We start from the raw sequence: 20,522 nt of genomic DNA, 5'->3' as shown, positions 1-20,522 counted from the left end.
GTCGTCGGCATCGGTCCCGACGCTTTCAGGCCCAAATCCTTAGCCTTCAAATCGAGCGTTCCTCCAGCAAGCCGTGGGCGATGTAGAAATCCTGCAGCCCGGCCAGCGCCGGATGCGCCAGCGCCCGGCGAAGATAATCGCGGATGCGCGGCAGATGCTTCAGATAATAAGGCTTGCTGTCGCGTTTTTCGAGCCGCACGAAAATGCCGAGGATCTTGGAATTGCGCTGTGCGGCCATGATTGCATAGGTTTCGCGGAATTCGTCTTCGTCGAAGGCGCCGGCGTCGCGTCGCGCGGCGATATAGGCGGCGAGCGTGTGCTTTTCGATTTCAGGTGAAATGGTGACGCGCGCGTCCATGGCGAGCGAGGCGACGTCGTAGGCTGACGGACCGATGAGCGCATCCTGGACATCGACGACGCCGAGACGATCGTGACCGGAACGGTCACCGCGCCAGATCAGGTTGGGCGAATGGAAGTCGCGCAGCATTAGCGTGTATTCGCGCCCCTCGAGCCGATCGAGCACCGCATTCCATTCGCTGCGATAACCGGCGCGCAACGCCTCGCTTGGCGGAGCGCCTGATATCGCAGGGACATACCAGTCGACCAGCAATTCGGCCTCGATCATCATGGCGTCGCGATCGAAAGGCGGCACCTCGTGGAAGACGCCGGGGCCGGCCTGCATGCTGGCCGGCCATGTTTTGCCGTGCATCATGGCAAGCAGTTCGGCCGCCGCCGCGTAGCGCTCGGCCACCGGCTGGCCGCGCTTGTCCAGGAACCCTTGGGACCCGAGATGCTCCAGCAGCAGAAAACCCTGGTCGAGATCCTGGGCATGGATTTCCGGGACGCTGACGCCGCCGGCCCGCAAGGCACGGTCAATGGCGACGAACGCCGAAACGGATTGCGCGGTGTGGGCGATCTCGGCATAGGGTTTGCCGTGGCGGACTGGCGGTCCGAGCACCAGCCTTGGCGAGTTCATCAGCACGCGCGGCGGAAATCCGGCGAGCGTGACGATCTCGTAGGAGCGAGCCGAGGCATCACCGATGAAATATCGCCGCTGCGCTTCGCCCCAACCGGCCTGGCCGAGAAAATCGCGCATGGCCAGCGATCGCGCCGCGCGCTCGAAGGCGGCGCCCCCTCCCGATAGTCTCGCCAATCGGCCGTCGCCCTGCTGGAGAAATTCGACCAGCACCGAGGTTTTCGGCAAATATGCCTCTGCCCGTTCCGGCCATTCGACCAGTGCGGCCCCTTGCGTCAGCGCCTCGTCGAAACCCAGCTCGTCCAACTCGGATGCCGCGCCCAAGCGGTAGAGATCGAAATGATGGACCGGCACACGCGTGTCGTAACTCTGGACCAGCGTAAAGGTCGGGCTCGGCACGTCGAGGCCGGCATCGTCGGCCAGTGCCTTGACCAGCGCCCGCGCCAAGGTCGACTTGCCGGCGCCGAGATCGCCCTTGAGAGCGAGCACGTCGCCAATGCGCAGCGACATGGCGAGGTCCTCACCAAGCCTTGCCGTCGCAGCCTCGTCGGCGAGAAAACGCTCCAGCACCAATACCGCCATCGAACGCGCTACTCGGCCGCCGCGCGGATGCCGGACGGCGTGTCGGGAAAGGCGCAAACAACCGTAGTGCCCTTGTCCCTGCCGGTCTCGATGCGGACGCTGCCGCCATGCAGTTCGACAAAGCTCTTGACGATCGACAGGCCGAGCCCGGCGCCGCGGCGGCGGCCGCCATTGGTGCGCGGCTCGAAGCGCCGGAACACCGAGTCAAGCAGGTCCGGCGGCATGCCAGGGCCGTCATCGTGAACGGAAAATTCCACGCCGTCGGCAAGTTGGCGGCAGGCGAGCGTTATGGTGCTCGCCTCCGGCGCGTAATTGGCGGCATTGCTGAGCAGATTGTAGAGGATCTGGCGGACCCGGATTTCGTCGCCGTGGAAGGTTTTCGGCGCGGCCGCTGCGTCGATCCTAAGCTTGATCGCATGTTCCTCCAGTCGGTCGGCGACCAGTTCGGCGGCGGCTGTAATGGTTCGATCGATGTGAACTTCGGAAATGTCGAGTTCCATGATGCCGGCATCCACCGTCGCCAGATCGAGGATGTCGTTGACGATGGTGAGCAGGACCGAGGAGGACGAGCCGACATGCCCGATATATTCGCGTTGCTTCTGGTTCAACGGACCAGTCGACGGCAGTGAAAGAAGCTCGGTAAAGCCGATGATGTTGGTGAGTGGCGAGCGCAGCTCATAGGAGACGTGCTGCACGAATTCGTTCTTGATCTGGTCGGACTTTTGCAGCGCCTCATTCTTGTCCTTCAGCGCCCGCTCGACATTGACGCTGTCGGTAACGTCGACGAAGGTCATCATCACCTGGCCGTTGGGCAAGGGGATGACGGCGTAGCGCAAAACGGTGCCGTTGTTCAATTCGGTCTGGCCGTGGCGGTCGCGGCGCTCGTCGTCGAAGCCGGTGATGGCGGCAACGAACCCGCCCCACGGACTGTCGACGGCACGGCGGTCGCAAAGGTCGCGGATCGTCGAGACATGGACGTTGGGTTTTGAGGCATCGGCATCCAGCCCCCACAGTGCTGCGAAGGCCGGGTTGGACAATCTCAGCCTGCCGTCGGGACCGAATACAGCGACGCCTTCGGCAAGGTTGTCGAGCGTCTCGCCCTGAACCCGGACGGCGGTCTGGTAGCGGCTTTCAAGGTCCATCTTCTCGGTCAGGTTCTCGAACACCCAGGTGACGCCGCCCTTGGGCTGCGGGTTGGCGACGACGCGAATGGTCTTGCCGTCCGGCAGATGCCACCAATGCTCCTGCGATTCAACCGCGCGATAAGCGCCGAGCAAGCTCTCTTTCCAGCGCCGCCATTCGGGCTGCTCGGCAATCTTGCCTTCGCTGCGCAGGCGGTCGAGCAGCAAGGCGTTGTCCGGCGCGCTGTGCAGGAAGCCGCTGTCGAGGCCCCATAGTTTCTGGAACGCCTGATTGAAAAACCGCAATTTCTCGTCGGTATCGAAAATCGCCACGGCAGTGTTGAGCTGATCGAGCGTATCGGCGTGGCTCTGCACGGTCCGCTCATACTCGGCGCGAATGGCCTCGATGGCGCTGATGTCGCAGGCAAGACCAGCCGAACCATCCGCCCCGGCAAAGTCGGTCACGGCAAACATACGGCGGTCGCCTTCGATCACAGTGGAGAGCGTCTGTTCGAAGACGGGGTGCGACTTGTGCTGCGCAGCAATCGTGTCGCGCGCCTGGCCGCCGAGGAATTCCTTGCTGTCACGAACCGCCGATTCGGCATTCTCGGCCTCGACCGCTTCGGCATAGGCCCGGTTGACCCATTTCAGCCGCCCGTCGACGGTGCGTAGCCATGACGGCATCTTGAGCGCATCGAGAAGTCCGATCAGCGTCTCATGGTCGGCGGCCAAGCGCTGGTTCTCGATCTTCAGCCTGGCCTGGCTTCGCTGTGTCTCCGAAAGCGAGACGAAGCGAACCAATACATGCGCCGCACTCTTGCGGCCGTGAACCTCGAGCGGCTGGCCGGCCTGCGATTCGATGACCAGATCGAAGGGCTTTGCCTTGTCCCGCAGCGCCGCCACGGCATGTTCCAACGCGGCCGCCGAACGCGGCATCAGCCAGCGGCCGAAAGCCAGGAAGGCCGCCCGGTCCTCCGGCGCGCCGCTCTCGATCGGCAATGTTCCGACAAGCTCGGGTTTCTTGTTTTCGGCGGCCCATACGACCACGCGCTGGTCGCGGGAATGGAGCAGCGCCTCGGAGCGCTGCAGCGCGGCATTGACGTCGGCGATGCGGGTCCTGAGCTCGGCATTTTCCGCCGCGGTGCGCGCCCTTTCGCGGATCAGAAAGATGGCCGACAGCAATGCCGCCCCCATGACGCCGACAAACATGGCGAGTTGCATGACCTCGACCGTGCTGACCGACAGCCCGGCCTTTTGCGCCACGCGGGTTTGGGCATGTGCGGCAAAGCCAAGCAGCGGACCAACCAGCGCGGAAGAAGCAAGCAGCACCCCGACACGGCTGCCGGCACGGCATAAAAGGCTGCCGCCTCTGGCAGCGGAGCCCGTGATCGAATCGTTATGGCCGCCGGAAACGGCCTGTCCCGCGCAAGGCGGGTTATCCCCCGGCATGTCTTGGTCCTCTTCGCCGCCTGAATGCAAGACCGCCCTGATGCGTGCGCCCGGGCCTCGTCCCCGGACCGCGAATCAGCACCATAGCGCTTGCGCGAATCGGCGTGAAGAATCAATCAGCGCAAAAATAAAGCCGGGCGAAAAGTCAATCGCCCGGCTTCAATATCTAGTGGCAAGTTTCGCCGTGGTTAATAGCGGTAGTGTTCCGGCTTGAACGGTCCCTGCGGGGTGACGCCGATATAGGCGGCCTGTTCGCCGGACAGTTCGGTCAGGCGGGCACCGAGCTTATCGAGATGCAGGCGCGCGACCTTTTCGTCGAGATGCTTCGGCAGGACATAGACCTGGTTCTCGTACTGACCGGGCTTGGTGTACAGCTCGATCTGGGCCAACACCTGGTTGGTGAAGGACGCCGACATGACGAAGCTCGGGTGGCCGGTGGCGTTGCCGAGGTTGAGCAGACGGCCTTCCGACAAAAGGATCATCCGCTTGCCGTCCGGGAAGGTGATCATATCGACCTGCGGCTTGATGTTGGTCCATTTCAGGTTGCGCAGCGACGCCACCTGGATCTCGTTGTCGAAGTGACCGATGTTGCCGACGATCACCATGTCCTTCATCAGGCGCATGTGGTCGAGGGTAACGACGTCCTTGTTGCCGGTGGTGGTGATGACGATGTCTGCCGTCGGTGCCGCGTCTTCGAGCGTGACCACCTCGAAACCGTCCATCGCTGCCTGCAGCGCGCAGATCGGATCGACCTCGGTGACCTTGACGCGGGCACCGGCACCCTTGAGCGAAGCCGACGAGCCCTTGCCGACGTCGCCATAGCCGCAGACGACCGCGACCTTGCCGGCCATCATCGTGTCGGTGCCGCGGCGAATGCCGTCGACAAGCGATTCCTTGCAGCCATATTTGTTGTCGAATTTCGACTTGGTGACGGAATCATTGACGTTGATCGCCGGGAACGGCAGCAGGCCTTTTTTCTGCAACTGATAGAGCCGGTTGACGCCGGTCGTCGTCTCTTCGGTGACGCCGCGGATCGCTTCCTTCTGCTTGGTGAAGAAGCCGGGCGATGCCTGCATGCGTTTCTTGATCTGGGCAAACAGGATCTCTTCCTCTTCGCTGCCCGGATTGGACAGCACATCCTCGCCGGCCTCGGCGCGGGCGCCGATCAGGATGTACATGGTGGCATCGCCACCGTCGTCGAGGATCATGTTGGAGGTGCCGCCATCGGCCCACTGGAAGATCTTGTCGGTGTAGACCCAATAATCCTCCAGCGTCTCGCCCTTGACGGCAAACACCGGAATTCCGGCCTCGGCAATGGCCGCGGCAGCGTGGTCCTGGGTCGAGAAGATGTTGCAGGAAGCCCAGCGGATATCGGCGCCGAGCGCCTTAAGCGTTTCGATCAGCACCGCGGTCTGGATGGTCATGTGCAGCGAGCCGGTGATGCGCGCGCCCCTGAGCGGCTTCTTGTCGCCGAATTCCTCGCGGCAGGCCATCAGGCCCGGCATTTCGGTTTCGGCGATCTCGATCTCCTTGCGGCCCCAGCCGGCAAGCGCGATGTCGGCGACCACATAATCCTTGCTACCCGTCATGGCAGTGCTCCGATGCGAATTGATTGCGGGACGCGCCCCGCCCCGAAGGCGTGTGGGAGGGCGCGAGTTGCCGGCCTGACTAGCAGATCGGGAGTCGGACGACAATGGGATATAAAGAAATCTTTATCCGTGCATGTCTTCAGCGGCAACCAACACGAGAGAGCGCCGTCAGCATTCCTCGCCAAAACGGGAAGCAACCAGTTGCTCCAGCGCATCGATGACCTCTTCGGCCTGCGGGCCGCTGGCGGTGACGCGGATCGAATAGCCGGGGCTCGCCGCCAGCATCATCAGGCCCATGATCGAGGTGCCGCCGACCTTGACGCCGTCCTTCTCGACCTGGACCGTGGCATTGAAGCCGCTGGCAATTTGAACGAACTTGGCCGAGGCGCGCGCGTGCAGGCCGCGCTGGTTGACGATCGGAAAGTCGCGAACGATCTTGTCCTTTTCCGGCAACAGCGCGCTCATTTGCTGCTCAGGAGCTGACTGGCGACGTTGATGTATTTGCGGCCGGCAGCCTGCGCCTCATCCAGCGCGGCCGCCATGTTGTCGCCTTTGCGAACGCTGGACAGCTTGATCAGCATCGGCAGGTTCATGCCGGCAATGACCTCGATGCGGCCGGATTCCATCACGGAAATGGCGAGGTTGGAGGGCGTGCCGCCGAACATGTCGGTCAAAACGATGACGCCTGATCCGGTATCGACGCGGCCGACTGCGTCGATAATGTCGCGGCGGCGTTGTTCCATATCGTCGTCGGCACCGATCGCCACGGTCTCGAAATTGTCTTGTGGCCCAACGACATGTTCCACGGCATTGCGGAACTCGGCGGCCAGTTGACCGTGCGTTACAAGCACGAGTCCGATCATTCTTTGGTGGCTCCCGTCATCGCCGCTTCACAGGCGCATTTTATGCTCGCCGACCGTTCCAGGTGGCGGGAGCGCTATCTTGTCGACGCAAGGCCCGTTGACAAGCCCAAAATTGCGCCGGCCCAGACCAATTTGACGCATTGCAGCAAAAAATCCAAATCGGATCAAAGGAAAGGCGCAATCGACAGGCGCGACATCACTGCCGGCAAGGCCGCCGCGACATTGCGCCCGGCAAGATCGATGCGCGGCACTGGTACGCCGAAAACGAGTTCGCTGCAGTCTTCCTGGAAGCGGGCCATTTTGCCGGCTGGCACCAGCCGGATAATGAGGTCGATCACGCAGCTTGGCTCGAATGGTATCGGCTTGGGGCCGAATCCCGGCACCTCGACGAGGCCGGCTATGCTGACTGGTGCGCGGCAGACCAGCCGCCCCTCGCAATCGGCAGCATAGAGCTGGTCATCGCCGATCAGCCGCGAAAACAGCCCGCGCTGGCTGCAATGATCGATCAAGGCGAGCGCCAGCGTCGTTTTGCCCAAGCCGGACGGTCCGGTGATGAGAATGCCGCAATCACCTATCAGGATGGCGGTGCCGTGAATGTTTTCAGGCTGCACAATAGGACCAGGCGTGATTGGAATTCATCCGTCAGCCTTCGGCCGGCAGCGTCACCACGAAGCGGGCGCCCTTGATCTCGCCAGGCTTGGTGCCCGGGATGTTCTCGGCGCTCAACGTGCCGCCATGGGCTTCGACGATCTGCCGGGATATCGACAGGCCAAGGCCCGAGTTCTGGCCGAACGCCTCGCCGGCCGGCCGGTCGGTATAGAACCGCTCGAAAATGCGATCGATGTTGTCGGCCCGGATGCCGGGGCCATTGTCGTCGACGGTGACGATGTTGAACTTGCCGGCGCGCGCCAGCGATATGGTGATGTGGCCACGTTCTTCGGGAACGAACGAGCGGGCATTCTCGATCAGGTTGGTGATCACCTGGCCGATCCTTAGATCATGGCCGACGACGAAGTAGCCTTTCACGCCCTGCGGCAGTTTGGCGACCTTGAATTCGATCTCGACCGCCTTCTTGTTGCGTGTGGCCTCGCGCGAGACGGCGACCAGATCGGTGATGAACTTCTTCAGGTCGACAGTTCCCGCGTCTTCCCGCGCCAGTTCGGCATCGAGACGGGAGGCATCGGAAATATCGGTGATCAGGCGGTCCAGGCGCCTCACATCGTGCTGGATGATATCCATCAGCCGGCTGCGCGAATTGTCGTTCTTGGCCAGCGGCAATGTCTCCACCGCGCTGCGCAGCGAGGTGAGTGGGTTCTTCAATTCATGCGAGACATCCGCGGCAAAACTTTCGATCGCCTCAATGCGGGCGTAGAGCGCATTGGTCATGTCGCGCACGGCGATCGACAAATTGCCGATCTCGTCCTGGCGGTCGGAGAAGTCGGGAATTTCCTCGCGGTTCTTGACACCGCGGCGAACCCTGACCGCCGCCGCGGAAAGCCGGCGCAGCGGGTTGGCGATGGTGGAGGCCAGCAGCATCGACAGGATAGCGGTAACCAGCGCGGCGATGCCGAACACGCGCAGGATCGCCTTGCGCTCGGCCGCGACGATCTTGTCGATGTCGCCACCTTCGGTCGACAGCATCAGTACGCCGAGAACGGCACGGAAGCGCTGGATCGGCACCGCCACGGAAACGATCTGCTCGCCCTGCTCCGAGATCCGCACGATCGTCGACGGACTGCCGGTAAGCGCCTTGACCACTTCGGGAAACGCAGCACCGTTGCCGCCCGGCTGCTCGCGATAGACGGGCAGCTGCTTATTGCGGAAGAAATCGAAGACGAATTTCTGGATGCGCTCCAGAAGATCCGGCTGCTCCTCTTCGACCGGCGGCAGATCGTAGCGAAGGATCTGACCGCGCGAATAGAGATGGCGGGAATCGAGCAGCAGGTTGGCGTCGCGGTCGTAAATGCGGGCGCGCGTGCGCGTCGGCGAGATCAACCGCCTGAGCACCGGCGCCACGCGCTCCGGATTGATCGGGAAATCGAGATTGTCGAGCTGATCGGAGCCCGGGCCGAGGCTTTCGCCAGCCTGCAACTCAAGCAGCTTTTCCGGATCGATGCTGATCGAATCGGTCTCGACCGTCGCCGATGCAGCAATCGCGCCGGCAATGATCTCGCCCTGGGTCATCAGGCTCTCGACACGGGCGTCGATCAGCCCGTCTCGAAAGGTGTTGAGGTAGAGAATGCCGGTGACCAGGACGGCCAGGCCGGCAAGATTGAGAAAGAGAATACGCCGCGTCAGGCTGGAAAAGATGTGATGGCCGAGAAACCGGCGCATCGGCACCGTGATTTTCGACACGAAGGCGGGCAGAATCCGCGGCGGGCGCCTGGCGGCGCCCGATCGTCTCACTCGCTCTACTTCCACTGCCATCGAATAGCAGCTCCCGCTCGACTCAAGCTTCGCGGAACCGATATCCGACTCCGTAAAGGGTTTCGATCATTTCGAAGTCATCATCGACGGCCTTGAACTTTTTGCGCAGCCGCTTGATGTGACTGTCGATGGTGCGGTCATCGACATAGACCTGCTCATCATAAGCCGAATCCATCAGCGCATCACGGCTTTTTACGACGCCTGGACGCTGGGCCAGCGAATGCAGGATGAGGAACTCGGTGACGGTAAGCGTCACCGGCTCGCCCTTCCAGGTGCAGGTGTGGCGCTCCTGGTCCATGACAAGCTGGCCGCGCTCAAGCGACCGAGCCTGCTGGTTGGGCGCCTTGGCGGCCGCCTCGCGGGTACTGGCGCGGCGCAGCACGGCGCGGACGCGCTCGACCAGAAGACGCTGCGAGAAGGGTTTGCGAATGAAGTCGTCGGCGCCCATCTTGAGGCCGAACAGTTCATCGATCTCGTCGTCCTTGGAGGTCAGGAAGATCACCGGCAGGTCGGATTTCTGGCGCATCCGGCGCAGCAGCTCCATGCCGTCCATGCGCGGCATCTTGATGTCGAGGATGGCGAGGTTCGGCGGGCGCGCCGCCAGTCCCTCCAGCGCCGACGCCCCATCCGTGTAGGTTTCAACCCGATAACCCTCGGATTCGAGGGCGATCGAAACCGAAGTCAGAATGTTGCGATCGTCGTCGACAAGCGCGATTGTTGCCATTTCAAGCGGCTCCCTCATGAGCTGTCCCTTCTTTCGTCGAGAAGGGGCTTTTGCAGGACAAATTAGGTACAAAATGTGGCATAGGCTCTATCCGCTGTCACGCGCGGCATGCCGGCGGCCACAATTGTACCTCGATATGGATTGGACGAATGAACATCGCCAATCCTTTGGGCAACCATCAGTGTTTTTGCACATATAAACGATTTAAACAACTTTCAAAATATTTAAATCGATTAATGATTTGATATCATTCGCCTTTTCTGGTTTTGACGTTTTTAGCTCCTGCAATGGGGGTTCCGGAATTCGCCGGTAAAGACGCGGTAAATCGAAGAAGGGACACCCATGTCGGAAGCCGGCAAACGCAATCCTGCATGTACAATCGATCGGATCGGCCTGAGAACCACGGGCGTGGTGCGCTATAATTTCGGCGCGGCCGCGCTCTACGAGGAGGCAATCCGCCGTGGCGAGGCCCGACTCACCGCGCATGGCGCGCTTGCCGCCGAAACCGGGCAGCACACCGGCCGCTCGCCCAGGGACAAATTCGTGGTGCGCGACGAAAGCACCGCGCCGCATGTATGGTGGGACAACAACAAAGCGATTTCGCCGGGGCAGTTCGATACGCTGCTTGCCGATTTTCGCGCCCATGCGGCTGGAAAGGACCTTTATGTGCAGGACCTGGTCGGCGGCGCCGACGAGGAGCTGAAGCTGCCGACCCGGGTGATCACGGAGCTTGCCTGGCACTCCTTGTTCATCCGCAATCTGCTCATCCGGCCGGCAGCCGCCGAACTCGAGCATTTCGTGCCCGATTTGACGATCATCGACCTGCCGTCGTTCCGCGCCGATCCCGCCCGCCACGGCACGCGCGGCGAAACGGTGATCGCCGTCGATCTTTCGCGCATGATCGCGTTGATCGGCGGTACCTCCTATGCCGGCGAGATGAAGAAGTCGGTATTCACCGTACTCAACTATCTGCTGCCGGCAAAAGGCGTGATGCCGATGCATTGCTCTGCCAATGAAGGACTCGCCGGCGACGCGGCCGTCTTCTTCGGCCTTTCCGGGACCGGCAAGACGACGTTGTCGGCCGACCCGTCGCGCACGCTGGTCGGCGATGACGAGCATGGCTGGGGACCGCACGGCATCTTCAATTTCGAAGGCGGCTGCTATGCCAAGACGATCAAGCTTTCGGCCGAAGCCGAGCCGGAGATCTTCGCCACCACCCAGCGCTTCGGCACGGTGCTGGAGAATGTCGCGCTCGACGCCGGTCGCGTGCCGGATTTCGACGATGGCGGGCTGACCGAAAACACACGCTGCGCCTACCCGCTCCACTTCATTCCGAACGCCAGCAAGACGGGGCGCGCCAACCACCCGAAGAATATCATCATGCTGACCGCCGACGCGTTCGGCGTGATGCCGCCGATCGCGCGGCTGACCCCGGCGCAGGCGATGTACCATTTCCTCTCCGGCTATACCGCCAAGGTGGCGGGGACCGAGAAAGGCGTTACTGAACCCGAAGCGACATTTTCGACATGCTTCGGCGCACCGTTCATGCCGCGGCATCCGTCGGAATACGGCAATCTGCTGCGCGAGCTCATCGCCCGCCACGGCGTCGATTGCTGGCTGGTCAACACCGGCTGGACCGGCGGCGCTTACGGCACCGGCAAGCGGATGCCGATCAAGGCAACGCGGGCGCTGCTTGCGGCAGCACTCGACGGCTCGCTGAAAGCGGCCGACTTCCGGACCGACGCCAATTTCGGTTTCGACGTGCCGGTGACGGTTACCGGCGTCGACCGCGCCATTCTCGACCCGAGATCGACCTGGATCGACAAGCCCGCCTATGACCGGCAGGCGGCAAGGCTGGTTGGCATGTTCGTCGACAATTTCGAAAAGTTCGAGGCCCATGTCGACGCAACCGTGCTCGGCGCTGCACCACGCATGCAGGTAGCGGCTGAATAGCCGTCGCGCTTCAAGGCCCGGCTTCGATCGGGCCTTTTCTTTTTTCGCCTGCCGCGCCATGACTGCGGCATGAACGCCGACGAAAAAATCATCATCACCGACGATGCGGTGATTAATCCGGGTGACCTGCACGAGGACTTCATCCGTTCGTCCGGCCCGGGCGGCCAGAACGTCAACAAGGTGGCGACGGCGGTGCAATTGCGCTTCGATGCTGCCAATGCACCGGGCCTGTCGGAGCGTGTGCGCGAACGGACCATCAAGCTTGCCGGCCAGCGCGCCACCAAGGACGGCGTCATCGTCATCGAAGCCGGACGCTTCCGCACGCAGGAGCAGAACCGGGCGGACGCCCGGGCGCGGCTGACGGCACTGGTCGCCAAGGCCGCCGAACCGCCGCCACCGCCGCGCAAGAAGACAAGGCCGTCCAAGGGCGCGGTCGAAAGACGGCTGAAGAGCAAAGCCGGGCGCGGCTCGATCAAGAAAATGCGTGGCCGGGTCGAGGATGACTGACAGCCGAATCGGCTTCGGATCCCAGATCGCCGGTGTGAAATGTGCAGCCACTGCCGGAGGCGGCTTTCGGGTCGCCGTTTTCGTTTGACGGTGGCATTCTGATTTTCCAGACCAACGGATCAAGCGACCCGATGCTCGTGCTGCCCAAAGGCGTCCGCCATATGCCTGGTCACCTGTCGCGCGCCATGCAGGAAGTGCTGGTGGAAGATATCAGGGAGGTCGTGCAGGAAGCCCCGCTGTTCGTGCCGGCGATGCCGCGTACCGGCAAGGAGATGAGCGTGCGCATGACCAATTGCGGCCCGCTGGGCTGGGTCACCGACAAGGAGCACGGCTATCGCTACCAGCCGACTCACCCGGTGACCGGAAGGCCATGGCCGCCGATCCCGGAGATGCTGCTCGAACTGTGGCGGGACGTATCTGCCTATGCGCACCCGCCGGAGGCCTGCCTGGTCAATTTCTATTCCCAGGATGCCAAGATGGGTCTTCACCAGGATCGCGACGAGAGCGATTTCTCCGCGCCTGTCGTCTCGGCCTCACTCGGCGACGATTGCCTGTTCCGGGTCGGCCAGACCATGCGCGACGGCGCCACCAAATCGTTCAGATTGAAGAGCGGCGACGTCGTCGTGCTCGGCGGCGAAGGCCGCCTCTGCTTTCACGGCGTTGACCGCATCTACCCCTCGACCTCGGCATTGCTCAAGAACGGCGGCCGCATCAATCTGACGCTGCGTCGGGTGACGATGCCGAAATAGGCTGTTCGGGTGGCCGGTCGCCCGGCCGGACATAATCGTCGCGCAGATAGATGCGCTCGGTCTCGTCCTCGACGAGAATGCGATAGTGCGCCAGGATCGCGTCAAAGCCAAAACGCTCCATCAGTTGGCTTGTCCAAGGGCCATCATCTTTCCTGATAACTTTCGTAGAGATAATAATATCAGGGCGCAGACGCTCAAATTCTTGGCGTTTGCTTTCAGCGTAACGCTCCATGATCATCTCGTAATGCGTGGCTTGGGCGACGTCACGCGAAAGCGTGGCTTGCCGGGACAGAGCCATTGCAAACGCTCCAAGCCAGTCATTGGGATCGGCCGAAACGAACTGGCCGCCGATCATGCGGCTTAGTGGATGTCCAGTGTCTATATCTGGACTGATCAAGGCGACGTTTGGTCGATCGGTCGCGGCGCGTATCACGGCGACCAACACCGCGCCTGGCTTCTGAGTGCCCCAGTTCGGTAAGAAGGCAGCCACAATCGCCAGCGACACCAAGGCTCGCGGGGGAGCCGCCAGGCGGGAGAGCAGCCCTGCCGATTGCCGCTCGCTTCTCGGCAAGGCCAGCAAGCAAAGACTAGCCGCTACAGCGTAAAAAATCGATGGGTAGGCATGATACGTCCAGCCTTTGTCCTGGTAGAACAGCGGGAACAAGCCGGCAATAGATGCTGCCAGCGCTACGGCAGCCAGCTCTGGGAAATGGCCGACCGGCCACGACCACCAGCCGCGTCATGGTTTTTCCGAGGCCTTGCTCAATTCGGGTGGCCGGTCGCCCGACCGGACATAATCGTCGCGCAGATAGATGCGCTCGGTCTCGTCCTCGACGAGAATGCGGTAGTGCGCCAGGATGGCGTCAAAGCCAAAACGCTCTGTCAGTTGGCTTGTCCAAATCGCGTTGTTTTTCTTGAAGACAATGATATCCGGGCGCAGACGCGCGAATTCTTTGCGTTTGCTTTCGACGTAACGCGCCATGATGGCCTGGTAACGCGTGGCTTCAGCGGTATCACCGGAAAGGGCTGCCTGCCGGGACAGGGAAAGCGCGAACACTCCGAGCCAATCGCTGACATGGGTCGAAACGAACTGCCCATCGATCATGCGGGTCAACGGATGTCCCGAGGACATATCCGAACTGATCAACGCAATAGTAGGCCGATCGGTCGCGGCGCGAATGGCGGCAACCAGCGCCGGCCCCGGTTTCTGGGTGCTCCAGTATGGCAAGAAAGCGATTGCCACCCCCGCCAGTGCCCAAGCTCGCGAAGGCGCCGTCACGAACGCCAACAGCTTCGACGGCTGCCGCACGATCCTGGGCACTGCCAGCAGGCACAAAATGGCTGCCACGGCGCAAAAGATCGCGGGATAGGCATGATAAGACCAGCCTTTCGCTTGGTAGAACAGGGGAAACATGCCGGCGATCGATGCAGCCAGCGCTACCGCCGCCAGCTCTGGAAACCGCCCGGCCGGCCACAGCCACCAAATCAGGAAGACGAGGAAACACCACGCGAAACCGTGGCCGATCACGATGGGCCAAAAGATGCCGAGCTTTCCATAAACATCCGCCAAGAGGGGATAGATGTCGCGCAGGAATTCCGGATGGATCAGCGTGACCGCGCCGAGATAGACAATGCAGATGCCGCCAATGACCCAGTGTTCCAGGGCGAAGATCGATTTCAGGCTGCGCCGGCGCACTGCAACGACCAGCGCTGGCGCCAACACCATGATCGCATAGTAGGGCTTGACCAGCAGCAAAATGCTGCCCGACAGGCCGGCGAGTACGGCGATCCCCGGGCCTGGTTGGGCGGCTGCATCTCTGCGCGCACGCCAGGCGTGAAGCGCAAGCAGCGGCATGAAAAGCGCCATGCCGATATGCTCTCGCTCGCTGAAGGCGTTGCCGGGGAAGATCACCAGCATTGCGCAAAACGCTGGCCCCAGTGCAAACAGTGATGCAGTTTCGGTGAAACCCCCGCGCTTGACGATCACGCCCGAGAGCGAAAGTCCGATAAGCACGGCAAGGTATGTCCAGGCCTCAACCAGGATTTCCGGGGCGGCGCCCAGCAATCTGGCCACAGCCACTGGCGGCAGATAGAGCCATACGCTGAATGGAGGGTTGGTCTCGTGGATCTGCGAGTAAAGCCGCTCACCGGAGAGCATCCGCTCGCATACCGTGATCAGCCAGCTAGTATCGGGAACAGTCCCCCAACGCCGCTGCCAGACGATGGAGAACACGGTGACTGCGGCAATGGCCAGGACATTGCGGCTAGGAAGCAGCGCCGCCGCGATATTCCGGCCGCGCCACCGGCTCAAGCCGTCAATGTCGTTCGAGACGCTCATGATGTTGCACCGAGGCTCTCGAGCTCGAGCCATACGTCGTCCAGCGGAGCGATTGGATCCAGCCGTGCCATGGTCTTCCGGGAGCCTCTGCTCAATTGGTTTGGAGCGGCGCAGGCGCCGTGTAACGCAGATAGACAGTGATTTCCGGCTCGTGGTGCAGCAGACGATAGTCGGCCAAGGCGGCTCCGATCCGCTTGTCCTGCAGCATCAGGGCTGTCCGCGCGGGCGAGCCTGACAGCACGACATCGGGCTTCTTCGCTGATATCTCGGCGGCGTATTCGCCGATCACCCGATCGCGGATGCTTTCAAGTTCCCGTCTCCGTTCGAGATCGCCGGTGGCGCGGGCGAGCGTGTCAGCGTTGGAGACCGCCCAGGCGCTCGGATGGCGTGATATGAACCTGCCGTCGACCAGCCTGGCGAGGGGATGGGCAACCTGCATCCGGTCGGCGATCGACATGATGGTCGGGGTTTCGACCGTTGCGCGGATCGCGGCGACAGAGCGCCCGATCGGGCCGTTGTCCGTCGTCAGCGCCGCGTACTGTGCCCTGACCGCTAGTTGCAGCACCAGCACGCAGCCGAAGATCAGGGCGGCCTTGCGAATGAAGCCTGCACTGCGGAATGTGCCGAACCGCAGAAGCTGGATGCCAAATGCAAGTGTTGCAACAACGACCATCGCCAGGGCGTGATTGGGCCAACCCTTGCCCATGACGATGAAGGCCGGAATGAACCCCAGTGCGGTCAGAAGCGGAATCCTGACGTCCCAGTTCGTCTGCCTCAGGCCGCCGGCCGCAAGCACGGTAGCGGCGGCCAGAAGCAGCACCACTTTCGGCCAGTTCGCCAGCATATCGGCGGTAGAGGCCCTCAACGGAAGATAGACCTCGCTGACCAAGGGCAGGACTTCGCTTAAATAAGCACGGTCGAAGAGCGCGATGGACGCGACATAGGCGGCCACGATCGTAGCGCCAAGCAGGTTCTCCACGACGAAGAGCGGTTTCAGCGACCGCCTTTCAACCGCAAGACAGAGTGACGGCAACATGAAGGCCAGCGCAAAATAGGGCGGCTTGACCATGACCACGATCGCCGCGCCGAAGCCCGCGACCATGTGCTCCAGGCGCGAGCCGGCGCTGAAATCCGGGTTCCGCTGACGTGTGCATTGCAACGCCACCCAAGGCAGAATGGCAATCAACGCGAAGTGCTCGCGTTGGCCGAATTGATCCGGCATGAAACAGAGAACCCAGCCCAGGGCCGCCGCTGCTGCCCAGAACGCATGGGGCTGCCGGTAAACCGGTTCATCGCGCGCGAGAATGCGGACAGAAACGAAAAGACTGGCCAGGCTCAGGCAAACGACACCAAGCGTCAGCCAGAATTCCGCACGTATGCCGGTGAGCTTTTCCAGGAGCATGAACGGCATGTAGAGCCAGATCGAGAAAGGTGGGTTGGTCTCCATGATGTCGGTGTTGAGCCGCTCTCCGCCAAGCAGCCGATCACAGACGACCAGAAGCCATGACACGTCGACATTGGTCGGTATCGCAATTGTTGTCAGCCAGACGGCGTATATGACGACCAGGCAGGCCAGCAGCAACGGGGCGCCCGCCACGCCCGCAAACGGCGAGAAACGGTTGGCACCGGGCAGCAGTTCACTGAGGGATCGCGCGCTAGAGACCACGAAACACCCAGCGTCCGAGGACGACATAGTTGATGACCGGCACGGCAATGCAGGTAAGCAGGATCGGGACTGCGGCAGGGACGCCGAGCATCTGGGTCAAAAGCCCCGGCAGGGCGATTGCGACAGCGAGGCCGGAAGCGGTGAGCAGGAGAAAGCGGGGCAGTTCCATCGCGTGGCTGCCGCCCGAGGTGAAGGTGAAATATTTATGCCCGGTGTAAGAAAACAGCGCGGCAACGGCGTAGGCCGCAAACGATGTGAGCGCCGCCGGCAGGGCCGCCGTCGCCTGCCCACGCGACAGCAGGAGAGCACAAACGGCATAGATCAGCGTCGACGCAATGCCAATTAGCGCAAAGCGCGATAGTCGACGATACGAACCGGTGCCCATTGCGCGGTCAAGCTGCCAATTTCTCGTCGAGGCGACCGGTTTCGACGGCGTCGTCCTTGCGGAATACCGCCAGCAGCGAAACACCGAAGGGCAGGCTTGCATTTGGTATGATGCGGCCTTCCGCCGAAAACACTGCCTTCATCGCCGCATTCAGTGGTTTCGACGGCGTTGCATGGCCGGCTGGCAAGGCGGGCTTGCGCAACCTATCCACCAGCCGTGCCAGTGCCGCTACAGGAAAGAGTGCGGCATTTGTGTAGCTCAGCCGGTCGATCCTGAAACCAGCCCTTTCAATTCGTTCACGCAGCAGATTGCGTGAATAGCGCCGCATATGATGCAGCCCCACATCATGCGTGCTCCACAACCATTGGTGTGCGGGCACCGTAAGGATGACGCTGCCGGCTGGTTTCAGCATCTGGCGGATCGCGGCAAGCGATGCCTCGTCTTCGGCGACATGTTCCAGCACGTCGAACAGGCAAACCAGGTCGCAGCTTTGCGGCGTGACAGGAATGTTGTCCGGCAGATGTCCGGCAAGGAAGTCGCGGCCGGTCTTTTCCCAGGCAATCCTGCGTGCGAGATCGCTCATCTCGACTGCCGTCACGGTGCCGAACTGCTCCAGCATCCGGATGTTGCCGCCGGTGCCGGCGCCGATCTCGACGATGCGCGCCTTTTCGGGCAGGTCGATGCTGCGAATGACCGCCTCTGCGATGGCGCGACGCCCGCAGAACCACCAATGCTCGTCTTCGGTGGCGGCCATCTGTCGGTAGGCGTCGAGCTCCATTAGCTCATTCCCTCATATTTGCGGCGCACAATGTAGATCGGACGCTGCTTGATCTCGGCGTAGACCCTGCCGAGGTATTGTCCGATGATGCCGATGCCGAGCAACTGGATGCCGCCAAGAAAAAGAACGCTGACCAGCAGCGAGGCGTAGCCGGGCACATCAACGCCAAAGATCATTGTCTTGGCGACGATCAGCAGGCCGTAGAGGAACGACAGCGCGGAAATCGTCGCGCCGACATAGGTCCAGATTTCAAGCGGAGCGGTGGAGAAGCTGGTGATGCCTTCGAGCGCGAAGTTCCACAGCTTCCAGCCGGAGAATTTCGACTGGCCGGCGATCCGCTGATCGCGGACATATTCGACGCTTGCGGTGCGGAACCCGACCCAGGCGAACAGGCCCTTCATGAAACGACGGCGTTCGGGCAAAGACCGCAGCGCCTGGATGACCTGACGGTCGATCAAACGGAAGTCGCCGACATCGTGCGGGATCTTCTGCTGCGCGATCCAGTTGTGAACGCGGTAGAACATCGAGGCGGAGCGCTGCTTGAGAAAGCTGTCGCTCGACCGGTTGGCTCGCTTGGCAAGAACAACCTCGAACCCCTCGCGCCACTTTTCCACAAGCAAGGGGATGACATGCGGCGGATCCTGCATATCGACGTCCATCGGGATCGCGGCATCGGCATCGCAGCTGTCGAGGCCCGCGGTCATCGCGGCTTCCTTGCCGAAATTGCGTGAAAGGTCGATTATGTGGATGCGAGGGTCTGCTTGTTGGGCTTCGATCAGCTTTTCGAGCGTCGTATCGCTGCTGCCGTCGTTGACGAAGATGAACTCGAGGGCAACGCCATTGTCCTTCAGCGGAGCGGTGCTTTCGCACACCGCCTTCAGGAACGGGGCAATCGCGCCTTCCTCATTGTGGACCGGCACGATCAGGGCAATCGTGGCGGCGCCGCTGCCCGGATGTGCGACGCGGTCCGCTGCCGGCCGATCAATATTTAGGAATGGCGCATTCATTGTTTGCCGAGCCCGCAGATCAGGCCTGACAATAGAAAGACGGGGTTAAGATGACTTTAAGGAATGAATCGGGATTTCACAGTTTTCGGAGCGCCACTTCCTCGACCAGATGATTGGCGCCCTTGCGCAGGATGAGATCGGCGCGGGCGCGGGTCGGCAATATATTCTCGCGCAAGTTCTTCAGGTTGATGTTGGTCCACAGGCCCTCGGCGATGGCGCGGGCCGCATCCTCGGAAAGTTGCGAATAGCGGTGGAAGAAGGAGGCTGGGTCGCGGAAGGCGGTTTCGCGCAGCCGCATGAAGCGGGCGATATACCAGTGATGGATAAGCGCCTCCTCGGCATCGATATAGATGGCGAAGTCGAAGAAATCTGACAGGAAAGGCACGATCTTGCCGTCCTTCGGCAGCTTGCCAGGTTGCAGGACATTGATGCCCTCGAAGATCAGGATGTCCGGCCTGTCGATGGTCTGGAACTCGCCCGGGATAACGTCATAGGTCAGGTGCGAATAGACCGGCGCGCGGACGTTGCGCTGCGCCGATTTGATGCCGGACAGGAAACGCAGCAGCGCGCCGACGTCGTAGCTGTCGGGAAAGCCCTTGCGCTCCATCAGATTGTTGCGGCGCAGGACTTCGTTCGGCAGCAGGAAACCGTCGGTGGTGACCAGATCGACCTTGGGACTCGACGGCCAGCGCGCCAGCAGCTCCTTTAGCACGCGCGCCGTGGTCGATTTGCCAACCGCCACGGAACCGGCAATGCCGATGATGAACGGTGTCTTGGCCACGTCCAGCGCGTTGAAAAAAACCTGGCGTTGCCTGAACAGGAGTTGACTGGCTTCGACATGGGCCGACAACAGCCGCGACATCGAAAGGTAGATGCGCTCGACCTCGTGGAGATCGACCGGATCGTTCAGCGACCGCAGACGACGGACCTCGTCCTCGGTGAGCGTCATCGGCGTATCGGCGCGGAACCGCGACCATTGCTCCGCCGAGAAGAACCGATAGGGTGAATACTTCTCGGTAGGAGCGAGCTGGTCCATCGAGTTCCTCCGCAGCGATCAGCCCCGGTCCAGCCGAGACGCCTTTTCGGCGATGCCCGAACGACCGGTGCGGCGTTCAAGCTCGTTGAGCACATCGCTCAGCGGAATGTCCGCTATGCCGAGAACGACAAGCCAATGATAGATGAGATCGGCGCTTTCCGAAACAAGCGCGTCCCGGTCGGCGCTGACGGCTGCGATCACCGTTTCGACCGCCTCTTCGCCGAGTTTCTGCGCTGCCTTGCTCATGCCGCGCTGAAAGAGCTTGGCCGTCCACGAATCCGGATCGCCGGAACGTGCGCGTTCGCCAATGATCTTCTCCAGATCGGAGAGTGAGAACTCGGTCATAACGGCGTTTACAGCCTCTTCTTAGCC

19 protein-coding genes are annotated in these 20,522 nt (G+C 61.9%); 3 read left to right on the top strand and 16 right to left on the bottom strand.

Annotated features, from left to right (window positions below; genetic code table 11):
• Positions 1-46 precede the first annotated feature (46 nt).
• From tsaE to NKH37_RS24465, 8 genes are all read right to left on the bottom strand, one after another.
• Positions 47-1,558, bottom strand: a complete 1,512-nt coding sequence (gene tsaE / locus NKH37_RS24500; protein ID WP_353005978.1) for a tRNA (adenosine(37)-N6)-threonylcarbamoyltransferase complex ATPase subunit type 1 TsaE — start codon at positions 1,556-1,558, stop codon at positions 47-49.
• A gap of 8 nt (positions 1,559-1,566) precedes the next feature.
• On the bottom strand, positions 1,567-4,128 hold the full coding sequence (locus NKH37_RS24495; protein ID WP_352484479.1) for a sensor histidine kinase: 2,562 nt from the start codon (positions 4,126-4,128) through the stop codon (positions 1,567-1,569).
• A gap of 188 nt (positions 4,129-4,316) precedes the next feature.
• On the bottom strand, positions 4,317-5,717 hold the full coding sequence (gene ahcY, locus NKH37_RS24490) for an adenosylhomocysteinase (protein WP_352495247.1): 1,401 nt from the start codon (positions 5,715-5,717) through the stop codon (positions 4,317-4,319).
• Between the two features lie 168 nt (positions 5,718-5,885).
• Positions 5,886-6,182, bottom strand: a complete 297-nt coding sequence (locus NKH37_RS24485) for an HPr family phosphocarrier protein (protein ID WP_023718281.1) — start codon at positions 6,180-6,182, stop codon at positions 5,886-5,888.
• Complete coding sequence (locus NKH37_RS24480; protein ID WP_023718280.1) at positions 6,179-6,580, bottom strand: PTS sugar transporter subunit IIA; 402 nt, start codon at positions 6,578-6,580, stop codon at positions 6,179-6,181. Before NKH37_RS24480 ends, NKH37_RS24485 begins: the two co-directional genes overlap by 4 nt.
• A gap of 164 nt (positions 6,581-6,744) precedes the next feature.
• Positions 6,745-7,191 (bottom strand): HPr kinase/phosphorylase, encoded by a 447-nt coding sequence (locus NKH37_RS24475; RefSeq protein ID WP_023718279.1) that lies wholly within the window; start codon positions 7,189-7,191, stop codon positions 6,745-6,747.
• A gap of 31 nt (positions 7,192-7,222) precedes the next feature.
• Positions 7,223-9,007 carry a sensor histidine kinase gene (locus tag NKH37_RS24470; protein WP_352484482.1) on the bottom strand — a complete coding sequence of 595 codons (1,785 nt, stop codon included), beginning with the start codon at positions 9,005-9,007 and terminating at the stop codon, positions 7,223-7,225.
• 22 nt (positions 9,008-9,029) lie between these two features.
• A complete protein-coding gene (locus NKH37_RS24465; RefSeq protein WP_023677547.1) occupies positions 9,030-9,731 on the bottom strand; it encodes a response regulator transcription factor in 702 nt (233 codons plus the stop codon).
• Between the two features lie 342 nt (positions 9,732-10,073).
• Here NKH37_RS24465 and NKH37_RS24460 point away from each other — a divergent pair, with 342 nt between their 5' ends.
• The 3 genes from NKH37_RS24460 to NKH37_RS24450 all read left to right on the top strand — a co-directional run bounded on the left by NKH37_RS24460 (position 10,074) and on the right by NKH37_RS24450 (position 12,940).
• Complete coding sequence (locus tag NKH37_RS24460; RefSeq protein WP_353041665.1) at positions 10,074-11,684, top strand: phosphoenolpyruvate carboxykinase; 1,611 nt, start codon at positions 10,074-10,076, stop codon at positions 11,682-11,684.
• Between the two features lie 69 nt (positions 11,685-11,753).
• Positions 11,754-12,191, top strand: coding sequence for an alternative ribosome rescue aminoacyl-tRNA hydrolase ArfB (gene arfB / locus NKH37_RS24455; RefSeq protein ID WP_023718277.1), 438 nt, complete (start codon positions 11,754-11,756; stop codon positions 12,189-12,191).
• 131 nt (positions 12,192-12,322) lie between these two features.
• Entirely contained in the window at positions 12,323-12,940 is a 618-nt protein-coding gene (locus tag NKH37_RS24450) for an alpha-ketoglutarate-dependent dioxygenase AlkB family protein (protein ID WP_353041670.1), read from the top strand.
• On the opposite strand, the gene NKH37_RS24445 is transcribed toward NKH37_RS24450, so the two are convergent.
• The 8 genes from NKH37_RS24445 to NKH37_RS24410 all read right to left on the bottom strand — a co-directional run bounded on the left by NKH37_RS24445 (position 12,903) and on the right by NKH37_RS24410 (position 20,495).
• The gene (locus NKH37_RS24445; protein ID WP_352484484.1) at positions 12,903-13,604 is read right to left on the bottom strand and encodes a hypothetical protein; all 702 of its coding nucleotides are present in this window, start codon (positions 13,602-13,604) and stop codon (positions 12,903-12,905) included. The two genes, NKH37_RS24450 and NKH37_RS24445, sit on opposite strands and share 38 nt — an antisense overlap.
• 75 nt (positions 13,605-13,679) lie before the next feature.
• On the bottom strand, positions 13,680-15,173 hold the full coding sequence (locus NKH37_RS24440) for a hypothetical protein (RefSeq protein WP_353005979.1): 1,494 nt from the start codon (positions 15,171-15,173) through the stop codon (positions 13,680-13,682).
• 196 nt (positions 15,174-15,369) lie between these two features.
• Entirely contained in the window at positions 15,370-16,944 is a 1,575-nt protein-coding gene (locus NKH37_RS24435; protein ID WP_156948044.1) for a hypothetical protein, read from the bottom strand.
• Positions 16,934-17,329 (bottom strand): GtrA family protein, encoded by a 396-nt coding sequence (locus NKH37_RS24430; protein WP_023718272.1) that lies wholly within the window; start codon positions 17,327-17,329, stop codon positions 16,934-16,936. Before NKH37_RS24430 ends, NKH37_RS24435 begins: the two co-directional genes overlap by 11 nt.
• Before the next feature lie 7 nt (positions 17,330-17,336).
• Positions 17,337-18,107 (bottom strand): class I SAM-dependent methyltransferase, encoded by a 771-nt coding sequence (locus tag NKH37_RS24425; protein WP_023718271.1) that lies wholly within the window; start codon positions 18,105-18,107, stop codon positions 17,337-17,339.
• Complete coding sequence (locus NKH37_RS24420) at positions 18,107-19,114, bottom strand: glycosyltransferase family 2 protein (RefSeq protein ID WP_031193759.1); 1,008 nt, start codon at positions 19,112-19,114, stop codon at positions 18,107-18,109. Before NKH37_RS24420 ends, NKH37_RS24425 begins: the two co-directional genes overlap by 1 nt.
• A 76-nt stretch (positions 19,115-19,190) precedes the next feature.
• A complete protein-coding gene (gene coaA / locus NKH37_RS24415; protein ID WP_023718269.1) occupies positions 19,191-20,150 on the bottom strand; it encodes a type I pantothenate kinase in 960 nt (319 codons plus the stop codon).
• An 18-nt stretch (positions 20,151-20,168) separates the two neighbouring features.
• Positions 20,169-20,495: a phosphoribosyl-ATP diphosphatase gene (locus NKH37_RS24410; RefSeq protein ID WP_254815934.1), complete on the bottom strand. Its 327-nt coding sequence runs from the start codon at positions 20,493-20,495 to the stop codon at positions 20,169-20,171.
• Positions 20,496-20,522: the final 27 nt, after the last annotated feature.

The sequence above is a fragment of the Mesorhizobium sp. M1217 genome, assembly GCF_040318275.1.
In the GTDB taxonomy this organism is placed as follows: Bacteria; Pseudomonadota; Alphaproteobacteria; order Rhizobiales; family Rhizobiaceae; genus Mesorhizobium.
The sequence above is the reverse complement of the archived record's forward strand: the minus strand, read 5'-3'. Positions and strand labels throughout refer to the sequence as shown.

Excerpts from the sequence above, each read along its gene's own strand:
- tsaE (WP_353005978.1), bottom strand. The coding sequence starts at position 1,558 with ATGGCGGTATTGGTGCTGGAGCGTTTTCTCGCCGACGAGGCTGCGACG.
- NKH37_RS24495 (WP_352484479.1), bottom strand. The coding sequence starts at position 4,128 with ATGCCGGGGGATAACCCGCCTTGCGCGGGACAGGCCGTTTCCGGCGGC.
- ahcY (WP_352495247.1), bottom strand. The coding sequence starts at position 5,717 with ATGACGGGTAGCAAGGATTATGTGGTCGCCGACATCGCGCTTGCCGGC.
- NKH37_RS24485 (WP_023718281.1), bottom strand. The coding sequence starts at position 6,182 with ATGAGCGCGCTGTTGCCGGAAAAGGACAAGATCGTTCGCGACTTTCCG.
- NKH37_RS24480 (WP_023718280.1), bottom strand. The coding sequence starts at position 6,580 with ATGATCGGACTCGTGCTTGTAACGCACGGTCAACTGGCCGCCGAGTTC.
- NKH37_RS24470 (WP_352484482.1), bottom strand. The coding sequence starts at position 9,007 with ATGGCAGTGGAAGTAGAGCGAGTGAGACGATCGGGCGCCGCCAGGCGC.
- NKH37_RS24465 (WP_023677547.1), bottom strand. The coding sequence starts at position 9,731 with ATGGCAACAATCGCGCTTGTCGACGACGATCGCAACATTCTGACTTCG.
- NKH37_RS24460 (WP_353041665.1), top strand. The coding sequence starts at position 10,074 with ATGTCGGAAGCCGGCAAACGCAATCCTGCATGTACAATCGATCGGATC.
- arfB (WP_023718277.1), top strand. The coding sequence starts at position 11,754 with ATGAACGCCGACGAAAAAATCATCATCACCGACGATGCGGTGATTAAT.
- NKH37_RS24450 (WP_353041670.1), top strand. The coding sequence starts at position 12,323 with ATGCTCGTGCTGCCCAAAGGCGTCCGCCATATGCCTGGTCACCTGTCG.
- NKH37_RS24430 (WP_023718272.1), bottom strand. The coding sequence starts at position 17,329 with ATGGGCACCGGTTCGTATCGTCGACTATCGCGCTTTGCGCTAATTGGC.
- NKH37_RS24425 (WP_023718271.1), bottom strand. The coding sequence starts at position 18,107 with ATGGAGCTCGACGCCTACCGACAGATGGCCGCCACCGAAGACGAGCAT.
- NKH37_RS24420 (WP_031193759.1), bottom strand. The coding sequence starts at position 19,114 with ATGAATGCGCCATTCCTAAATATTGATCGGCCGGCAGCGGACCGCGTC.
- coaA (WP_023718269.1), bottom strand. The coding sequence starts at position 20,150 with ATGGACCAGCTCGCTCCTACCGAGAAGTATTCACCCTATCGGTTCTTC.
- NKH37_RS24410 (WP_254815934.1), bottom strand. The coding sequence starts at position 20,495 with ATGACCGAGTTCTCACTCTCCGATCTGGAGAAGATCATTGGCGAACGC.